The sequence below is a fragment of the Mycolicibacterium thermoresistibile genome, from assembly GCF_900187065.1.
Classification (GTDB): domain Bacteria; phylum Actinomycetota; class Actinomycetes; order Mycobacteriales; family Mycobacteriaceae; genus Mycobacterium; species Mycobacterium thermoresistibile.
The window spans coordinates 2479034-2493998 of sequence record NZ_LT906483.1 but is presented as its reverse complement, the minus strand read 5'-3'; the positions used below and the strand labels follow the sequence as shown (position 1 = coordinate 2493998).

General features: G+C 68.6%; 17 protein-coding genes and 2 pseudogenes. 13 read left to right on the top strand and 6 right to left on the bottom strand.

Going from position 1 to position 14965, the window contains the following annotated elements:
* Positions 1-110: 110 nt before the first annotated feature.
* Both CKW28_RS11600 and CKW28_RS11595 read left to right on the top strand, forming a co-directional pair.
* Complete coding sequence (locus CKW28_RS11600; RefSeq protein WP_003927553.1) at positions 111-1241, top strand: nitronate monooxygenase; 1131 nt, start codon at positions 111-113, stop codon at positions 1239-1241.
* 99 nt (positions 1242-1340) lie between these two features.
* On the top strand, positions 1341-1706 hold the full coding sequence (locus tag CKW28_RS11595; protein ID WP_003927552.1) for a DUF6766 family protein: 366 nt from the start codon (positions 1341-1343) through the stop codon (positions 1704-1706).
* On the opposite strand, the gene CKW28_RS23915 is transcribed toward CKW28_RS11595, so the two are convergent.
* Positions 1684-2415 carry a hypothetical protein gene (locus tag CKW28_RS23915; RefSeq protein WP_003927551.1) on the bottom strand — a complete coding sequence of 244 codons (732 nt, stop codon included), beginning with the start codon at positions 2413-2415 and terminating at the stop codon, positions 1684-1686. The two genes, CKW28_RS11595 and CKW28_RS23915, sit on opposite strands and share 23 nt — an antisense overlap.
* Positions 2416-2613: 198 nt before the next feature.
* Here CKW28_RS23915 and CKW28_RS11585 point away from each other — a divergent pair, with 198 nt between their 5' ends.
* Positions 2614-3888 carry a cytochrome P450 gene (locus CKW28_RS11585; protein WP_003927550.1) on the top strand — a complete coding sequence of 425 codons (1275 nt, stop codon included), beginning with the start codon at positions 2614-2616 and terminating at the stop codon, positions 3886-3888.
* Here the strand turns inward: CKW28_RS11585 and CKW28_RS11580 are convergent.
* Positions 3873-4175 carry a hypothetical protein gene (locus CKW28_RS11580; RefSeq protein WP_003927549.1) on the bottom strand — a complete coding sequence of 101 codons (303 nt, stop codon included), beginning with the start codon at positions 4173-4175 and terminating at the stop codon, positions 3873-3875. The genes CKW28_RS11585 and CKW28_RS11580 overlap by 16 nt on opposite strands.
* Positions 4176-4320: 145 nt before the next feature.
* Here CKW28_RS11580 and CKW28_RS11575 point away from each other — a divergent pair, with 145 nt between their 5' ends.
* The 4 genes from CKW28_RS11575 to CKW28_RS11560 are packed head-to-tail and all read left to right on the top strand — an operon-like array spanning position 4321 to position 7016.
* Complete coding sequence (locus CKW28_RS11575; protein ID WP_081475592.1) at positions 4321-5127, top strand: helix-turn-helix transcriptional regulator; 807 nt, start codon at positions 4321-4323, stop codon at positions 5125-5127.
* 33 nt (positions 5128-5160) lie between these two features.
* Positions 5161-5598 (top strand): lipoprotein LpqH, encoded by a 438-nt coding sequence (locus CKW28_RS11570; RefSeq protein WP_003927547.1) that lies wholly within the window; start codon positions 5161-5163, stop codon positions 5596-5598.
* Between the two features lie 48 nt (positions 5599-5646).
* Positions 5647-6369 carry a FadR/GntR family transcriptional regulator gene (locus tag CKW28_RS11565; protein ID WP_003927546.1) on the top strand — a complete coding sequence of 241 codons (723 nt, stop codon included), beginning with the start codon at positions 5647-5649 and terminating at the stop codon, positions 6367-6369.
* A complete protein-coding gene (locus CKW28_RS11560; protein WP_040548197.1) occupies positions 6366-7016 on the top strand; it encodes a sterol desaturase family protein in 651 nt (216 codons plus the stop codon). The genes CKW28_RS11565 and CKW28_RS11560 overlap by 4 nt, the downstream gene beginning before the upstream one ends.
* Before the next feature lie 13 nt (positions 7017-7029).
* Here the strand turns inward: CKW28_RS11560 and CKW28_RS11555 are convergent, their stop codons facing one another.
* A complete protein-coding gene (locus CKW28_RS11555) occupies positions 7030-7776 on the bottom strand; it encodes a L,D-transpeptidase (RefSeq protein ID WP_003927544.1) in 747 nt (248 codons plus the stop codon).
* 135 nt (positions 7777-7911) lie between these two features.
* Between CKW28_RS11555 and CKW28_RS11550 the strand changes: the two are divergent.
* Positions 7912-8385, top strand: a pseudogene (locus CKW28_RS11550) (acyl-CoA thioesterase).
* Positions 8386-8646: 261 nt separating this feature from the next.
* Here CKW28_RS11550 and CKW28_RS11545 read toward each other — a convergent pair.
* Both CKW28_RS11545 and CKW28_RS11540 read right to left on the bottom strand, forming a co-directional pair.
* Entirely contained in the window at positions 8647-9528 is an 882-nt protein-coding gene (locus CKW28_RS11545) for a cyclopropane mycolic acid synthase family methyltransferase (RefSeq protein ID WP_003927541.1), read from the bottom strand.
* Between the two features lie 135 nt (positions 9529-9663).
* Entirely contained in the window at positions 9664-10653 is a 990-nt protein-coding gene (locus CKW28_RS11540) for an alpha/beta hydrolase (RefSeq protein WP_040548285.1), read from the bottom strand.
* Positions 10654-10844: 191 nt separating this feature from the next.
* On the opposite strand from CKW28_RS11540, the gene CKW28_RS11535 reads away from it, so the two are divergent.
* The 5 genes and pseudogenes from CKW28_RS11535 to CKW28_RS11515 all read left to right on the top strand — a co-directional run bounded on the left by CKW28_RS11535 (position 10845) and on the right by CKW28_RS11515 (position 14351).
* Positions 10845-11069, top strand: coding sequence for a DUF1918 domain-containing protein (locus CKW28_RS11535; protein ID WP_040548194.1), 225 nt, complete (start codon positions 10845-10847; stop codon positions 11067-11069).
* Between the two features lie 47 nt (positions 11070-11116).
* The gene (locus CKW28_RS11530; RefSeq protein WP_040548282.1) at positions 11117-11326 is read left to right on the top strand and encodes an Rv3202a family protein; all 210 of its coding nucleotides are present in this window, start codon (positions 11117-11119) and stop codon (positions 11324-11326) included.
* A 13-nt stretch (positions 11327-11339) separates the two neighbouring features.
* A pseudogene (locus tag CKW28_RS24105) lies at positions 11340-12113 on the top strand (SDR family oxidoreductase); the annotation flags it as partial.
* 389 nt (positions 12114-12502) lie between these two features.
* Entirely contained in the window at positions 12503-12964 is a 462-nt protein-coding gene (locus CKW28_RS11520; RefSeq protein WP_003927536.1) for an SRPBCC family protein, read from the top strand.
* Between the two features lie 115 nt (positions 12965-13079).
* Positions 13080-14351, top strand: a complete 1272-nt coding sequence (locus tag CKW28_RS11515; RefSeq protein WP_003927535.1) for a cytochrome P450 — start codon at positions 13080-13082, stop codon at positions 14349-14351.
* Between the two features lie 46 nt (positions 14352-14397).
* On the opposite strand, the gene CKW28_RS11510 is transcribed toward CKW28_RS11515, so the two are convergent.
* Complete coding sequence (locus tag CKW28_RS11510) at positions 14398-14868, bottom strand: hypothetical protein (protein ID WP_003927534.1); 471 nt, start codon at positions 14866-14868, stop codon at positions 14398-14400.
* Positions 14869-14965 lie beyond the last annotated feature (97 nt).

Sequence of the window (14965 nt, the reverse complement as noted above, 5' to 3'; positions counted from 1 at the left end):
CGACGCCCGCCCGAGACCGCCCCTTCCGGCCCCGAAAACCGCCCCTGGTACTAAACTAGAACACGTTTCAATTCGGTGACTGACCGCACCAACGCAACGATAGGACCTGCATGCACACCGCCATCTGTGATCAACTGGGCATAGAATTCCCGATCTTCGCCTTCACCCACTGCCGCGATGTGGTGGTGGCCGTCAGCAAGGCGGGCGGCTTCGGCGTGCTCGGCGCGGTGGGGTTCACCCCCGAGCAACTCGAGGTCGAGCTGAACTGGATCGACGAGCACATCGGCGACCACCCGTACGGCGTGGACATCGTGATCCCGAACAAGTACGAGGGCATGGACGCCAACCTGACGGCCGATGAGCTGGCCGAGCAGCTGCGCGCCATGGTTCCGCAGGAACATCTCGATTTCGCACGCAAGTTGCTCGCCGACAACGGCGTGCCGGTCGACGAACTCAACGACAACGCGCTGCAACTGCTGGGCTGGACCGAGGCGACGGCGACCCCGCAGGTCGAGATCGCGCTGCGGCACCCCAAGATGACGCTGATCGCCAATGCGCTGGGCACCCCGCCGGCCGACATGATCAAGCACATCCACGACAGCGGACGCAAGGTGGCGGCGCTGTGCGGATCGCCGTCGCAGGCACGCAAGCACGCCGACGCCGGGGTCGACATCATCATCGCCCAGGGCGGTGAAGCCGGTGGGCACGCCGGGGAGATCGGCTCGATCGTGCTGTGGCCGCAGGTCGTCAAGGAGGTGGCGCCGATTCCGGTGCTGGCCGCCGGCGGCATCGGCAGCGGGCAGCAGATCGCCGCCGCGCTGGCGCTGGGCGCGCAGGGCGCCTGGACCGGATCGCAGTGGCTGATGGTCGAGGAGGCCGAGAACACCCCGGTCCAGCAGGCCGCGTATGCCAAGGCGACCAGCAAGGACACCGTGCGCAGCAGGTCGTTCACCGGTAAGCCGGCCCGGATGCTGCGCAACAAGTGGACCGAGGCCTGGGAGCACCCGGACAACCCGAAACCGCTGCCGATGCCGCTGCAGTACATGGTGTCGGGCATGGCCGTCGCCGCGACCAGCCGTTACCCCGACCAGAGCGTCGACGTGGCATTCAATCCGGTCGGGCAGGTGGTCGGCCAGTTCAGCAAGGTCGAGAAGTGCGCCACGGTGATCGAGCGCTGGGTTCAGGAGTACCTGGAAGCCACCGCGACCCTCAATGAGTTGAACGAGGCCGCCGCCCGGTAGCGCACAGTCGGCGCCCGCCGGCGCCCGACAGCACAGAGACCGGGGAGTAGCGGGGCGGACAGCAGGATCAGCGGTCGCGTCAGGTGGTAACGCAACCGCATGGCGCACATTCGGCGGTGGGGAGCCGTCTACATCCTGATCCTGCTGTTCGCCGGCTCGTGGCTCGGCCAGTTCTTCACCCAGCTGGCCGAGTTCCACAGCACCCAGCAGCAGCACGGTCAGGCTTTCGAGTGGGGTGAGTACCTCGTCCAGTTCTGGGCGGCCACGCTGGAGAACTGGCAGAGCGAGTGGCTGCAGCTGATCTTCCAGGCCATCCTGCTGCTCGGCGCGAAACACTGGCTGTTCCGGGTCGACGCGCAGGACCTCGAACGCATCGAGACGAAGATCGACAAGCTCGTTCAGGCCGGTGGCGAGCCAGCGGGCGCGACCCGGCCGGTTCCGGTTACTCCCCCGCCGCCCCCGTGACACCGGCCGCCGGTTCTGAGGCGTGGGCCGGGGTCTGGTCGGGGGTTTGATCCGGGGTCCGGTCGGGGGCCCGGTCCGGGGTGGTTGTCTCGCGCGGGGCCCGCTCGGACCCCGGACCGGTGTCACCCGCCGGGCGGGTGACACCGGGCGAGGACGATTCGGTCGCGCCGGGGGTACTTGCCGTTGACTGCGGTCGGTCGGCACGCGGATCGTCGGGCACGAGGCCCCCCGGCGTCCCCGCCGCGGGCGGCGCATCAGACCCCGCCGCGGGCGGCGAGGCGGGAACCGGACTCGTAACCGCGGTGGGAGCCTCCGGCGCAGCCGTGGGCAGGGGCTGCGGATGCGGGGCCATGCCCGGGGGCGGCGTGGCATCCGGATCCAGCGGACGCTGGGTGAACAGCAGCAGCGCGTCCTGCATGCTGATCTCCTGCGTCTGCATCGCGTGCCACAGCTCGCGCAGATAGGTCAGACCGCGGCTGCCGGTTTGCCCCACGGGTTCGGTGGTGGTGCCCGGTGGCGGGTTCTCCGGACTGGGCAGATGCGGGACGCCCACCGGCGCCGGTTCCGGCGGTGGATCCGCGGCCGGCGCGGGCTCGGCGGACGCCGCCGGTGCCAGGCAGAACGCCACCGCGGCGCACAGGGTGAGCAGTCCGCCCAGCGTGAAGCCGAGGAGCGCCGAACGGACGGATCGATGGTTCGTCGACGGCACCGCAACTCCTTCCGGTGAAATCGCATCGCTCAAGCGGTGTTTCTCCGACCCAGGAGTCTTTGTTACACCGGCCGTCGATCGTTCGCCAGACATCCCCCACCCGCGGCGTTGGCCGAATCGGCGGCGCGCGGCGACGCATTGGTGTAGCAATGGCCTGAGAGCGATGCCCGAACCGTGCGTGCTGTGAGGAGTGTCGGGATGCCCACGCCAAACATTCCGCCCGGATTCGATTTCACCGACCCGGACATCTACGCGGTCCGGCTGCCGGTGGAGGAACTGGCGGAGCTGCGCCGCAGCGCACCGATCTGGTGGAACGAGCAGCCGATGGGCGCCGGCGGTTTCGACGACGGCGGATTCTGGCTGGTGACCAGGCACAGCGATGTCAAAGAGGTGTCCCGGCGCAGCGACGTGTTCTCCAGCCAACGCAAGACCGCCCTCCCCCGCTACCGCGACGGCACCGTGGCCGAACAGATCGACCGGGGCAAGTATGTGCTGCTCAACATGGACGCCCCCCACCACACCCGGCTGCGTAAGATCATCTCGCGCGCCTTCACCCCGCGGGCCGTCGAGCGGCTGCGCGACGAACTGAATGAACGGGCGCACCGCATCGTGATGGAGGCGGCGGCCGCGGGGTCCGGCGACTTCGTCGAGCAGGTGGCGTGCGAACTGCCGCTGCAGGCGATCGCCGGGCTGATGGGCGTGCCTCAGGAGGACCGCAAGAAGCTGTTCGACTGGTCCAATCAGATGGTCGGCGACCAGGATCCGGAGTTCGCGGACAACGACGCGATCGGCGCCTCGATCGAACTCATCGGTTATGGCATGCAGCTGGCCGCCGACCGGCAACGAAACCCACGCGACGACCTGGTCACCACCTTGGTCCAGGCCGATGTCGACGGCCACAAACTCAGCGACGACGAGTTCGGGTTCTTCGTCATCCTGCTCGCCGTGGCGGGTAACGAGACCACCCGCAACTCGATCACCCAGGGGATGATGGCGTTCACCGAGCATCCGGACCAGTGGGAGCTGTTCAAAGAGCAGCGCCCGCCGACGACCGCCGACGAGATCGTCCGGTGGGCCACCCCGGTGACCTCGTTCCAACGCACCGCGCTGGCCGACGTCGAGTTGTCGGGTGTGCAGATCAAAGCCGGTCAGCGGGTGGTGATGTGTTACCGCTCAGCCAATTTCGACGATACCGTCTTCGATGATCCGTACACGTTCAACATCCTGCGGGACCCGAACCCGCACCTGGGTTTCGGCGGTACCGGCGCGCACTACTGCATCGGCGCCAATCTCGCCCGGCTGACCATCGATCTGATCTTCGCGGCGATCGCCGAGCACCTGCCCGACCTGCGTCCACTCGGCCCACCGGAACGGTTGCGGTCCGGCTGGCTCAACGGCATCAAGCACTGGCCGGTGGATTACGGCGCGCCCCGGGTGCCGACCGGCGCCGCCGGTCCTCAGCGTTGCGGATAGTCGACGATCGAACGCCAGAACTCCTCCGGCAAAGCGGTGTTGGAGCGCAGCACGATGGTCAGACCGGTGGCCATGGCGATCCCGAGTAGCCCCAGCCACACTCCGGCGAGCGCGATGAGCAGCCACAGCGCGGCCGTCATCAACGGCCATGGCGACACCGCGATCAACAGTGGCGCGAAGAAGAACCCCGCGCCGATGTACCACGCCGAACCGGCGCGGTCCGAGGCCAGAATGAACCGCAGCCACCGGGGAATCGGACGGTCGGTGGTGGCGGCTGTCTCGGTCATCGGGTGCTCCTCGGTGCTCCGGGTACCACTCCACCATCCCCGGCCAGGGGTAGCCCAGGCAATTACCTGACAGGTAGTGGAATCGCGCCCGGCGAGCGGGCACGATGCTGAGGTGACCAGGACCGCCGCCCCGGCCTTCGGCGCGATGCTGCGCGACTGGCGCCGCCGACGCCGGCTGAGCCAGCTCGATCTGGCCCTCGAAGCCGGGGTGTCGGCGCGGCACGTCAGCTTCATGGAAACCGGTCGGGCGGCACCCAGCCGGACCATGGTGCTGCGGCTCGCCGAGGTGCTCGAGGTGCCGCCCCGGGAGCAGAACGGGCTGCTGGTCGCGGCGGGTTACGCCCCGGTGTACGCCGAACGGGACCTCGACGACCCGGAGATGGCGGCGGTGCGCCACGGTGTGCAGCGGGTGCTCGACGCGCATGACCCGTATCCGTGTGTGGCGGTCGATCGCGGCTGGCGCGTCGTGCAGACCAACGCCGGCGCGGCGGTGCTGCTCGACGGGGTCGCCGATCATCTGCTCGAGCAGCCCAACGCGTTGCGCATCGCGCTGCACCCGGATGGCCTGGCACCCCGGATCCGCAACCTGGCGCAATGGCGCCACCACCTGATCTCCCGGTTACGCCGGGAGGTTGCGCTCAGCCGAGCACCCGGTGCGGTCGCCCTGCTGGCCGAGATCGAGTCCTATCCCGGCGGATTCGACGATCCGGGCGACCTCGGCGGGGTCGTCGTGCCGCTGGAGTTGTACACCACCAGCCGGCGACTGCTGTCGTTCCTCAGCACGGTCACGACCTTCGGCACCGCATTGGATCTCACCGCGGCGGAATTGAGCATCGAGGCCTTCCTGCCGGCCGACGAGCGGACCGCCTCGGCGCTGGCCGGGCCGACCAGCCCGGCAGCGGCGAGTTTTCCCGATCCGGACACCGGAACCGCCGCGGCGCGGCAACCTTAGATCCGGACACACCGCAGTACGAAAGGTGGCGTAGTGGGAATTCGCGTAGCGCCCAACCGGGGCCCGTGGACGCTGGCCCTGCTCGCGGCGGTCGGTCTGGCCGCCGGCTGTTCGGCGGCGCCGTCCGCCCTGGGCGACAGCACCGCCGAGGTGAAGATCAACGGCGAGGCCGCCGGTGGTCCGTACCCGGTGACGTGTTCGCAGAACGGCTGGGCCTGGACGGTGCAGACCCAGCAACAGGACACCGGATTCACCGCGGTGTTCGACACCGAGCCGGAGATGACCGCGCAGTCGGTGGAGATCACCGGGCTCAACGGATTCACCGGCAGTTTCTGGGCGGGCACCGTCGGGAAGGGACGGGCCGGCGTGGCCAACGGCAAATTTCGCATCTCCGGCACCGCGGTGGGCTCGTTCGCCGACAACCCGACCGACACCGTCGACGCGGAGTTCTCCATCGAGGCTCGGTGCTAACTGGTCTGACCACTTGACCTCTGGCCTTTGCTCGGTCATGCTGGGCGCATGGCCCTGCAACCGGTGAATCGGCGCTCGGTACCCGAAGACGTCTTCGACCAGATCGTCGGTGAGGTGCTCTCCGGGCAGATGCAACCCGGCGACGCGCTGCCCAGCGAACGCCGGCTCGCCGAGGTCCTCGGCGTGTCGCGCCCCGCCGTGCGGGAGGCGCTCAAGCGGTTGTCCGCCGCGGGACTGGTCGAGGTCCGCCAGGGTGAGATCACCACGGTCCGCGACTATCGCCGGCATGCGGGTCTGGACCTGCTGCCCCGCCTGCTGTTCCGGGCGGGTGAGCTCGACGTGACGGTGGTGCGCAGCATCCTGGAGACCCGTCTGCACAACGGGCCCAAGGTCGCCGAACTCGCCGCGCGGCGCCGCCCACCCGGGCTCGGGGCGCTGCTCGACGAGGCGGTGCAGACCCTGGCCGCCGAGACGGATCCGGTCGAACGGCAGCGGCACGCGCTGCGGTTCTGGGACCACGTCGTCGACGGGGCGGACTCGATCGCCTTCCGGCTGATGTACAACACCCTGCGCGCCACCTACGAACCCGCACTGCCGGCGCTGGCCACGATGATGGCGGCCGAAGTCGGCCGGCCGCAGGCCTACCGCGCCCTGGCCGCCGCGATCGAGGCCGGTGACCCGACCGCCGCCGAGCAGTCCGCACGTGACCTGCTCGAACCCGCCACAGCCGCGTTGTTGTCGGCGCTCGACGAGTTGGAGGCGCAGAAATGACGACCAGAGTGGCACGCCGGGGTTTCACCCTCGCCGACGCCTTCCGAGAATTCCGCCGCCACCCCTCCCCCTGGCTCATCGCCGGTACCCTGGTGACCGCCGCGGCGGCCCGCGCGGTGCTCGGTGACTGGCAGCTCACCGATGCGCTGGTGCCCGTGGTGATGCTGGCCCTGTTCCCGTTTCTGGAGTGGGTGGTGCACGTCGGCATCCTGCACTGGCGTCCACGCCGCCTCGGGTCGCTCATCGTCGACTGGCGGCTGGCGCGAAAACACCGTGAGCACCACCAGGATCCCCGCGATGTGCCGCTGATCTTCATCCCCTGGCAGAGCCTGATCTGGGTGTTGATCCTGGCGGTGGCGGTGGCGCTGCTGGTGTTCCCGCGCCCGGCCCTCGGCGTGACCTTCTTGACCTGTCTGACCGTCCTCGGCCTGGGCTACGAATGGTGCCACTACCTGATCCATTCCGACTACAAGCCGAAATCACGCTGGTACCGGGCGATCTGGCGGAACCACCGTCAGCACCACTACAAGAACGAGCGCTACTGGTTCACCGTCACCAGCGCCCAGACGGCCGACCGGGTGCTGGGCACCTGCCCCGACCCGGCCACCGCTCCGACCTCACCGACGGCGCGGACCCTGCACGCCTGAAACCCCGTGCCGCTCAGGGCTGGACGATCACCGGATCGCCGATGCGCACCTGATCGAAGTACCAGGCGGCGTTGGACGGACTGAGGTTGATACAGCCGTGGCTGACGTTCGCGTAGCCCTGGGATCCGACCGACCACGGCGCGGAGTGGATGTACACCCCACCCCAGGTGATGCGAACCGCGTTTTCGACGTTGAGTCGGTAACCCTCGGGGTCATCGAGTGGGATGCCGATGGTGCGGGAATCCATCACGACCATCTTCTCTTTCCCGAGCACGCTGAACGACCCTGTGGGGGTGGGGAATTTGGGTTTACCCATCGAGGCGGGCATTTCCCGGACCACCTCCCCGTCGATGCTGACGGTGAAGGTGTGGGCGCTGATGTCGGCGACCCCCTTGACGACCGACCCGGTCCGGAAGTTCGTCTTGATGCCGCCGGCCAGGACGCTGACCGACGAATGTGCCGGCCAGTACCCGTCGGGCGTCCACCGCACCACACGGTCACCGAGCCAACTGAATTCCCCGGCCGGTGCGTTGTCGGAGATGATCCGGATCGATCGTTGCGCGGCGAGACGGTTGACCACCGGCGCCGCGAACGTCACCTCGACCGGATGCGCCACCCCGACGATCGCACCGTCCGCCGGGGCGATGTCGGCCACCGGAACGGGGTTGTGTATCGCCGCGGTGCCGGTACCGGCTGACCCGGCCAACAGCACCGTGACGACGCCCAGCACGGTGCACACGTATCGGATCGCTTCCCGCACTGTCGCGTCCCTTCGGCCGGGTGTGACTCCCACGACACCATTGTAGTGAGCTGGGCGTTGGATACCCCGGAACCGCATGCTCACACCCGTTCCGCGGGATACCCGGTCACGCATCCGCTACTCCAGAATGGAGCGATGATCTCGTTGCCCATCACGCCGCGCTACGCCGAAGTCGATCAACAGGGCGTGGTTTTCAACGCGCACTATCTCACCTGGTTCGACATCTCACCTGGTTCGACGAGGCCGGCACCGCGTTCTTCGACCTGCTCGGAGAACAGGTCGGCGACGACCGCGGAGCACTGATCTATCCCGAACTGGTCTCCGGCGGTCACGACGTGCCACTGCGGCACACCGAGATCGATTACGCCGCGCCGGTGCGCTGGCGCGACCGCGTCCTGCGAGCGGGTCGGCACCACGAGTTTCACGTTGGTGTTCGAGGTGTTGCGCAGCCCGGCGGATTCGGCTGAGCGACTCGCGGTCCGGGGACGCAGTGTCTACGTCGTCGTCAGCACCGACGGCTGGACCAAACGACCACTCCCCGGCCGGTTGCGCACGGCCCTGGAGCGGGCCCGCGACATCGGAGCGTCCCCCTCCGGCACGGCCGGATAGACCGCGGGCACAGCCGGATAGAACGTGCGGCACCGGGATTCGCCTGCCGGCACGGGCTGGAAGTCACGACGGCGCTGCGGTGCACATCACCGCGGCCTGCCCTGGTGCCGCATCTCGCGGCGACGGTGACGACCGCGTCTCTCTCCTTGACGTGATCGCTGACCATCGAGCAGCGAACGTCGTTGTCGGTGTTCGGGATCGGCAAGGTGGCGTTCCGGCGGTATCCGGTCAGGCGGTCCTCGCGACGTGGATCCGCCGGCGCTACTTCTTCAGCGTGAACTGACAGACGTCGGTGTAGCCCTTGCGGAACAGGTCGGCGCAGCCGGTGAGGTACTTCATGTACCGCTCGTACACCTCTTCGGACTGGATCGCGATCGCCTCGTCCTTACGGGCCTCCAGCGCCGACGACCAGTGATCCAGGGTGCGTGCGTAATGCAGCCGAAGCGGCTGGGTGTGCGCGACCGTGAACCCGGCCCGGGTGGCGTGTTCCTCGACCACCTTGGCCTGCGGCAGGTCACCGCCCGGGAAGATCTCGTCCATGATGAACTTGAAGAACCGCAGATAGCGCATGGTGATCGGCAGTTCGCGGGCGGCGAACTCCTCATCGCTCGGCTTGATGATGGTGTGCAGCATCATGATGCCGTCGGCGGGCAGCACCTCATACGCCATCTTGAAGAACTCTTCGTACCGGTCCCGGCCGAAGTGCTCGAACGCGCCGATGGACACGATCCGGTCGACCGGCTCACGGAACTGTTCCCAACCCTGCAACAGGACCCGGCGGCTGCGGGTGCTGTCCATTTCGTCCAAAACCTGCTGTACATGCGCCTGCTGGTTGCGGCTCAACGTCAGACCGACGACGTTCACGTCGTACTTCTCCACGGCCCGCTTGATGGTGGCGCCCCAGCCGCAGCCGATGTCGAGCAGCGTCATACCCGGCTTCAGGTCGAGCTTGCCCAGCGACAGATCGATCTTGGCGAGCTGCGCCTCCTCCAAGGTCATGTCGTCGCGTTCGAAGTACGCACAGCTGTAGGTCTGACTCGGGTCGAGGAACAGCCGGAAGAAGTCGTCAGACAGATCGTAGTGGGCCTGGACTTCCTCGAAGTGCGGCGTCAAGTTCTGGGTATCGCTCGTTGTTTCTGGCACGGCACAGCCTTTTGCTTCGGTCCCTATGAATGAATCGTGTCGGTGTGAGGTGTGAGGTGTGAGTGTCACGAAGCTCCACCTGCGTGAGAGCCTCCCCCGTCGTCTGCGCAGTCTACGCACACCGGACGGCGCGGCCTACTCAGCCGGTGCGGCTCCGAGGGTGCGCTGGATGTCCGGGATCATGGCCTGCAGCTGGCCGCCCCAATACCCCCAGCTGTGGGTGCCGCTGGCCGGGAAGTTGAACACGGCGTTGGTGCCGCCGGCACGCTGATACGCCCGCTGGAACTCCCGGCTGGTCCGCACGGTCAACCCCTCCAGGAACTGGGCCGGGATCTGCGCGTCACCCAGACCGGCGTCCAATTCGGTGGGGTTGCCGTTGCCGGTGTACACCCAGATGCGGGTGCCGTTGGCGACCAGGCGGCCCACCTGCAGCATCGGATCGTTGCGCTGCCACGCCGGGCCGCCGTAGGGGCCCCACATGTCGAGCGCGTTGAACCCGCCCGCGTCGGCCATCGCGACGGCGATCAGCAGCGGCCAGTAGTCCTCCGACAGGTTGAGGTAACCGGACAGTGATCCCGCGTAGCTGAACTGGCCGGGATGGTAGGCCGCCAGGATCAGCGCCGAGCTGCCCGACATGGACACGCCGACCACGGCGTTGCCGGACGGCGACACCCCGCGGTTCTCTGCCAGCCAGGCCGGCAACTCGGAGGTCAGGAAGGTCTCCCACTTGTAGGTCTGGGTGCGGCCGTTGCCGACCGCCGGTCCGTACCAGTCGGTGTAGAAGCTCGACATACCGCCGACCGGCGCGACCACCGACAGGCCGGAACCCTCGAACCAGGAGAACGCCCCCGTCTCGATGTCCCAGCCGTTGCGGTCATCGCGCGCACGCATCCCGTCGAGAAGGTAGACCGCCTTCTCCCCGCCGCCCTGGAACTGCACGGGGATGTCGCGGCCCATCGACGGGGACGGCACCATCAGCGTCTCCGGCGCCGCCTGCGCTCTCGGCATGGCGCCCACCACCGCGGTGAGCGCCGGCAGCAGCACCAGCGCGGCGATGACCGCGCCGAGCCGTCGGAACCAGTGGCGATATGACCCGTTGCGACGTGGCTTGGCTGAGAAGTTCATCGCTTTTTCCTGTCCGCTCATCTTCACCTGGTTCATCGCGGGCGGATGTCCCAGAGTTACCGCGGCCGCCGACGCATCGGTATCCCCGCTGGTGAACGGTTCAAACACGGTCGCCGACCACTTGATCGCACCGCGGAACGGGGGACAATCGGGGCCATAGCCGCAGTCGAGTCAACCGAGGAGGAGTTGGCGTGCAGGCAAAGGTTGGTGATTGGCTGGTCGTGAAGGGCGCGACTACCGACCAGCCGGAGCGACGCGGAGAGATCATCGAGGTTCGGGGCGCCGACGGCGCACCGCCGTATGTGGTGCGTTGGCAGCGCACCGACAGCGTGGCGACGGTGTATCCCGGCCCCGACGCACTGGTAGTGACACCGGCCGAGGTCGAGGCGGCCGACGCGCGGGCCCGGTCCCGGTGACCGGGCGGGCCGCCGAACGGTTCGGCGGCGGAAAGGATGGAGAGAACGTGACCAGCAGTGACGGCGAGGTGTTCGACGAGAAGTCGGAGACCGACGTGGCCGATTCGGCGATCCCGGTCACCCACGACGCCGAGGAGGACACCTGGACCGAAGCGGCAAGGATCTCCCAGCGGCGGGACTGGGACGCCAACGAAGCGGATCTGATCGATCAGGCCATCGTCGCTCCGCTGCCCGAAGACGAATTCGACGTCGACTGAGCCGGCTGGGACCGTGACTCGACAGACGGCCCGGGCCGTCTTCATCACCGGCGCCGGCAGCGGCATGGGCCGGGCCGGCGCCGAACTGTTCCATGCTCGCGGGTGGCGGGTCGGCGCGGTCGACCGCAACGCCGAGGGATTGTCGGGCCTGCGTGCGCAGCTGGGGCCGGAGCGGTTGTTCACCGGACAGGTCGATGTGACCGATCGGTCCGCACTGGAGGCGGGGTTGGCCCGGTTCTGTGCCGACAACACCGGCGGCGGGTTGGACATGATGTGGAACAACGCCGGCATCGGTGCCAGCGGTTGGTTCGAGGACGTGCCCCATGAGGCCGCGCTGCGGGTCGTCGCGATCAACTTCACCGCCGTGCTGACCGGGGCGTATGCGGCGTTACCGTATCTGCGCCGCACCCCGGGCAGCCTGATGTTCTCCACATCGTCGTCCTCGGCCACCTACGGGATGCCGCAACTCGCGGTGTATTCGGCGACCAAACACGCCGTCAAAGGCCTCACCGAGGCGCTCAGCGTGGAGTGGCAGCGGCACGGTGTGCGGGTCGCCGACATCGCCGCCCGGGCGCCCCGCCGGGGCATGTTCCGGCTGCTGCCGCCGTCGAGCGTGGCGGAAACCGCCTGGGCGGCGTACCACGACACGGGCCGGTCCCGCTGGGGCCGCACCCGGGCGGGACGGCTGCACTGGTACGTCCCGGACAGCCTCAAGTGGATCGACCGGCTGAAGGGCGTGAGCGCCGAATTCGTCCGCGGCCGCATCGTCAAACAACTCCCGGCGCTCATCGAGGAGGACGACCGCATGAAGTCACCGGCTGACATCGAAGGATTCGAGATCGATTCCCGCGCCCGCCAGGTGTACGGGGAACCGCACGTCACCGCGGACGGCACCACCATCGTGCCGGTGGCCAGGGTCAGCCGGCGGGGCACCGGGGACGCCGCGCGGGTGACCGCCCGCCCGGTCGGAGTCCTGGTGATCAAGGACGGCAGGGCGACGTGGAAACCGACGGTGGACAGCACCCGCATCGCGCTGTTCAGTCAGTTGATCGGGCTGGTGGCCGCGGCGCTGGCCGGGCTGGCCATGGTCCGCCGGCCGCCGTGGCCCGATCTGCACGGTGACATATCGTCGCGGCCCCGACCGGCCAGGCCGGCGAGATCAGGCAGGAGATGAGCGTGCAGGGATCGGTGACCGTGTCGATGGCCGCGCCGGCGGAGAGGATCTGGGATCTCATCGCCGATGTCCGCAACACCGGGCGGTTCTCGCCGGAGACGTTCGAAGCCGAATGGCTCGACGGCGCAACGGGACCCGCGCTGGGCGCCCGGTTCCGGGGACATGTCCGTCGTAACGAGATCGGACCGGTGTACTGGACGACGTGCCGGGTGACCGCCTGCGAACCCGGCCGGGAGTTCGGTTTCGAGGTGCTCGTCGGCGACCGCCCGGTGAACAACTGGCACTACCGGCTGACGCCGGTCGACGGCGGCACCGAGGTCACCGAATCCTTCCGGCTCAACGACGTCGCCCCGCTGCGGCTCATCATGCCGGTGTGGGGTCCGTGGCGGCGCCGGCGCAACGTCCGCGACATGCGCCGAACCCTGGAGCGGATCAAAGCGGTGGTCGAAGCGCCCGACGCGTGACGCATCGCGCACCGCGGCCCCGGGTGACGGTCCTGCCGACGGCGACCTGAGCGTTCGCCCGCACCCCGTGCGCCGAGGCACCTACGCTGGAGATCATGAACGCGGGGGTCGGGCCATGGGGATCGCGGCGCGGGTGAACGGGGCCGCGCCACCACCGGTGCCGCTGGCCGACATCAATCTCGGCGACTGGACGTTCTGGGCACTCGACGACGACATCCGCGACGGCGCCTTCGCCACCCTGCGCCGGGAGGCGCCCATCTCTTTCCACCCCGAGTACGTCGACGGCGGCGGCACCGGCCACTGGGCGCTCACCCGCTACGACGACGTCTTCCACGCCAGCCGGCACCCCGAGGTGTTCAGCTCCGCCTCCGGAATCACCCTCGGTGAGCAGAATCCCGATCTGACCGAGTATTTCGGCTCGATGATCGCCATGGACGATCCCCGCCACGGCCGGCTGCGCGGAATCGTCCGCAGCGCGTTCACCCCGCGGGTGGTCGCCCGCACCGAGGAGTCGGTGCGGAGAAGGGCCCGCCGCCTGGTCGCCGCCATGGTGGCCGGCCATCCCGCCGGTGCGGCCGAGTTGGTCAGCGCATTCGCCGGCCCGCTGCCACTCCAGGTCATCTGCGACATGATGGGCATCCCGGAGACCGACCATCAGCAGATCTTCCACTGGACGAACGTGATCCTGGGTTTCGGGGACCCGGATCTGACCACCGACTACGACGAATTCGTCCAGGTGGCCGTGGACATCGGCGGCTACGCCACCGACCTGGCCGAGCAGCGCCGCAAGAACCCCGGTCCGGATCTGACCACCAGCCTGGTGCAGGCCGAGGTGGACGGCGAGCAGTTGACGTCGGCCGACATCGCCTCGTTCTTCATCCTGCTGGTGGTCGCGGGCAACGAAACCACCCGCAATGCGATCAGCCACGGCATGCTCGCGCTCACCCGCCATCCCGACCAGCGCCAGGACTGGTGGGATCACTTCGACGAGGTGACGCCCACCGCGGTCGAGGAGATCGTGCGGTGGGCCTCCCCGGTGACCTACATGCGCCGGACCGTCACCCGCGACACCGAATTGCGCGGAGTGAGAATGGCTGCCGGAGACAAGGTCACGTTGTGGTACGGCTCGGCGAACCGGGACGAGTCGAGGTTCTCCGATCCCTGGCTGTTCGACGTGCGCCGGCACCCCAATCCGCATGTCGGTTTCGGGGGCGGCGGGGTGCACTTCTGCCTGGGGGCCAATCTGGCGCGCCGGGAGATCGCGGTGGCGTTCGACGAACTCCGCCGGCAGGTGCCCGACATCGAGGTGACCGAGGAACCGGATCGGCTGCACTCGGCGTTCATCCACGGCATCAAACGGCTGCCCGTGGCCTGGACACCCGGTTAGCTCGTTGCTCGCTCGTTCCGGCAGATCACCCCGCGGCGCCGGATCGTCAGCGCCGCGGCTGCTCCCCCACCACCGGCTGCTGCGGCGGCATCTGATGTCGGGTGGCCGGGTCGGCCGGCGGTCGACGGTCGGCGGCCGGCGTGTCGGGCCGCATCTGTTCGGCCTGCTGCCCCCTCGGGTCGAGTTCGTCGGCGCGCTGCCGTCGCGCTTCGAGGTCTTCCCGCGATGCCGCGGCGCGGTCCCGATGCGTGCTCGCCGCGTCCTGCAGCCGAGCCGCCTCGGCGGCCTTGGCCTCCGCCTCGGCCTCTGCGGCGCGCGCCCTGGCCTCGGTCTCCGCCGCGACCGATTCACGCTTCTCGACGTGCCGGGACTTCTCCTCCACCTCACGGCGCAACCGCTCGCCCTCGACGCGGCGACGCTTGTGCTGTGCGTTGCGGGCCAGCAGGACGACAAGTGCGACGACGATGAGTACCGCCACCACCGCGACGACGATCATGATTACGGTGTTGCTGTCCACGACGACTCCTTCGGTCGGTCGGGTCTCGTCCGCGTGACGTCACCCGCTGCCCGCCCGAATGCCCTGCGGAGACCACCTCTAAACCGTGCGGCCGGTC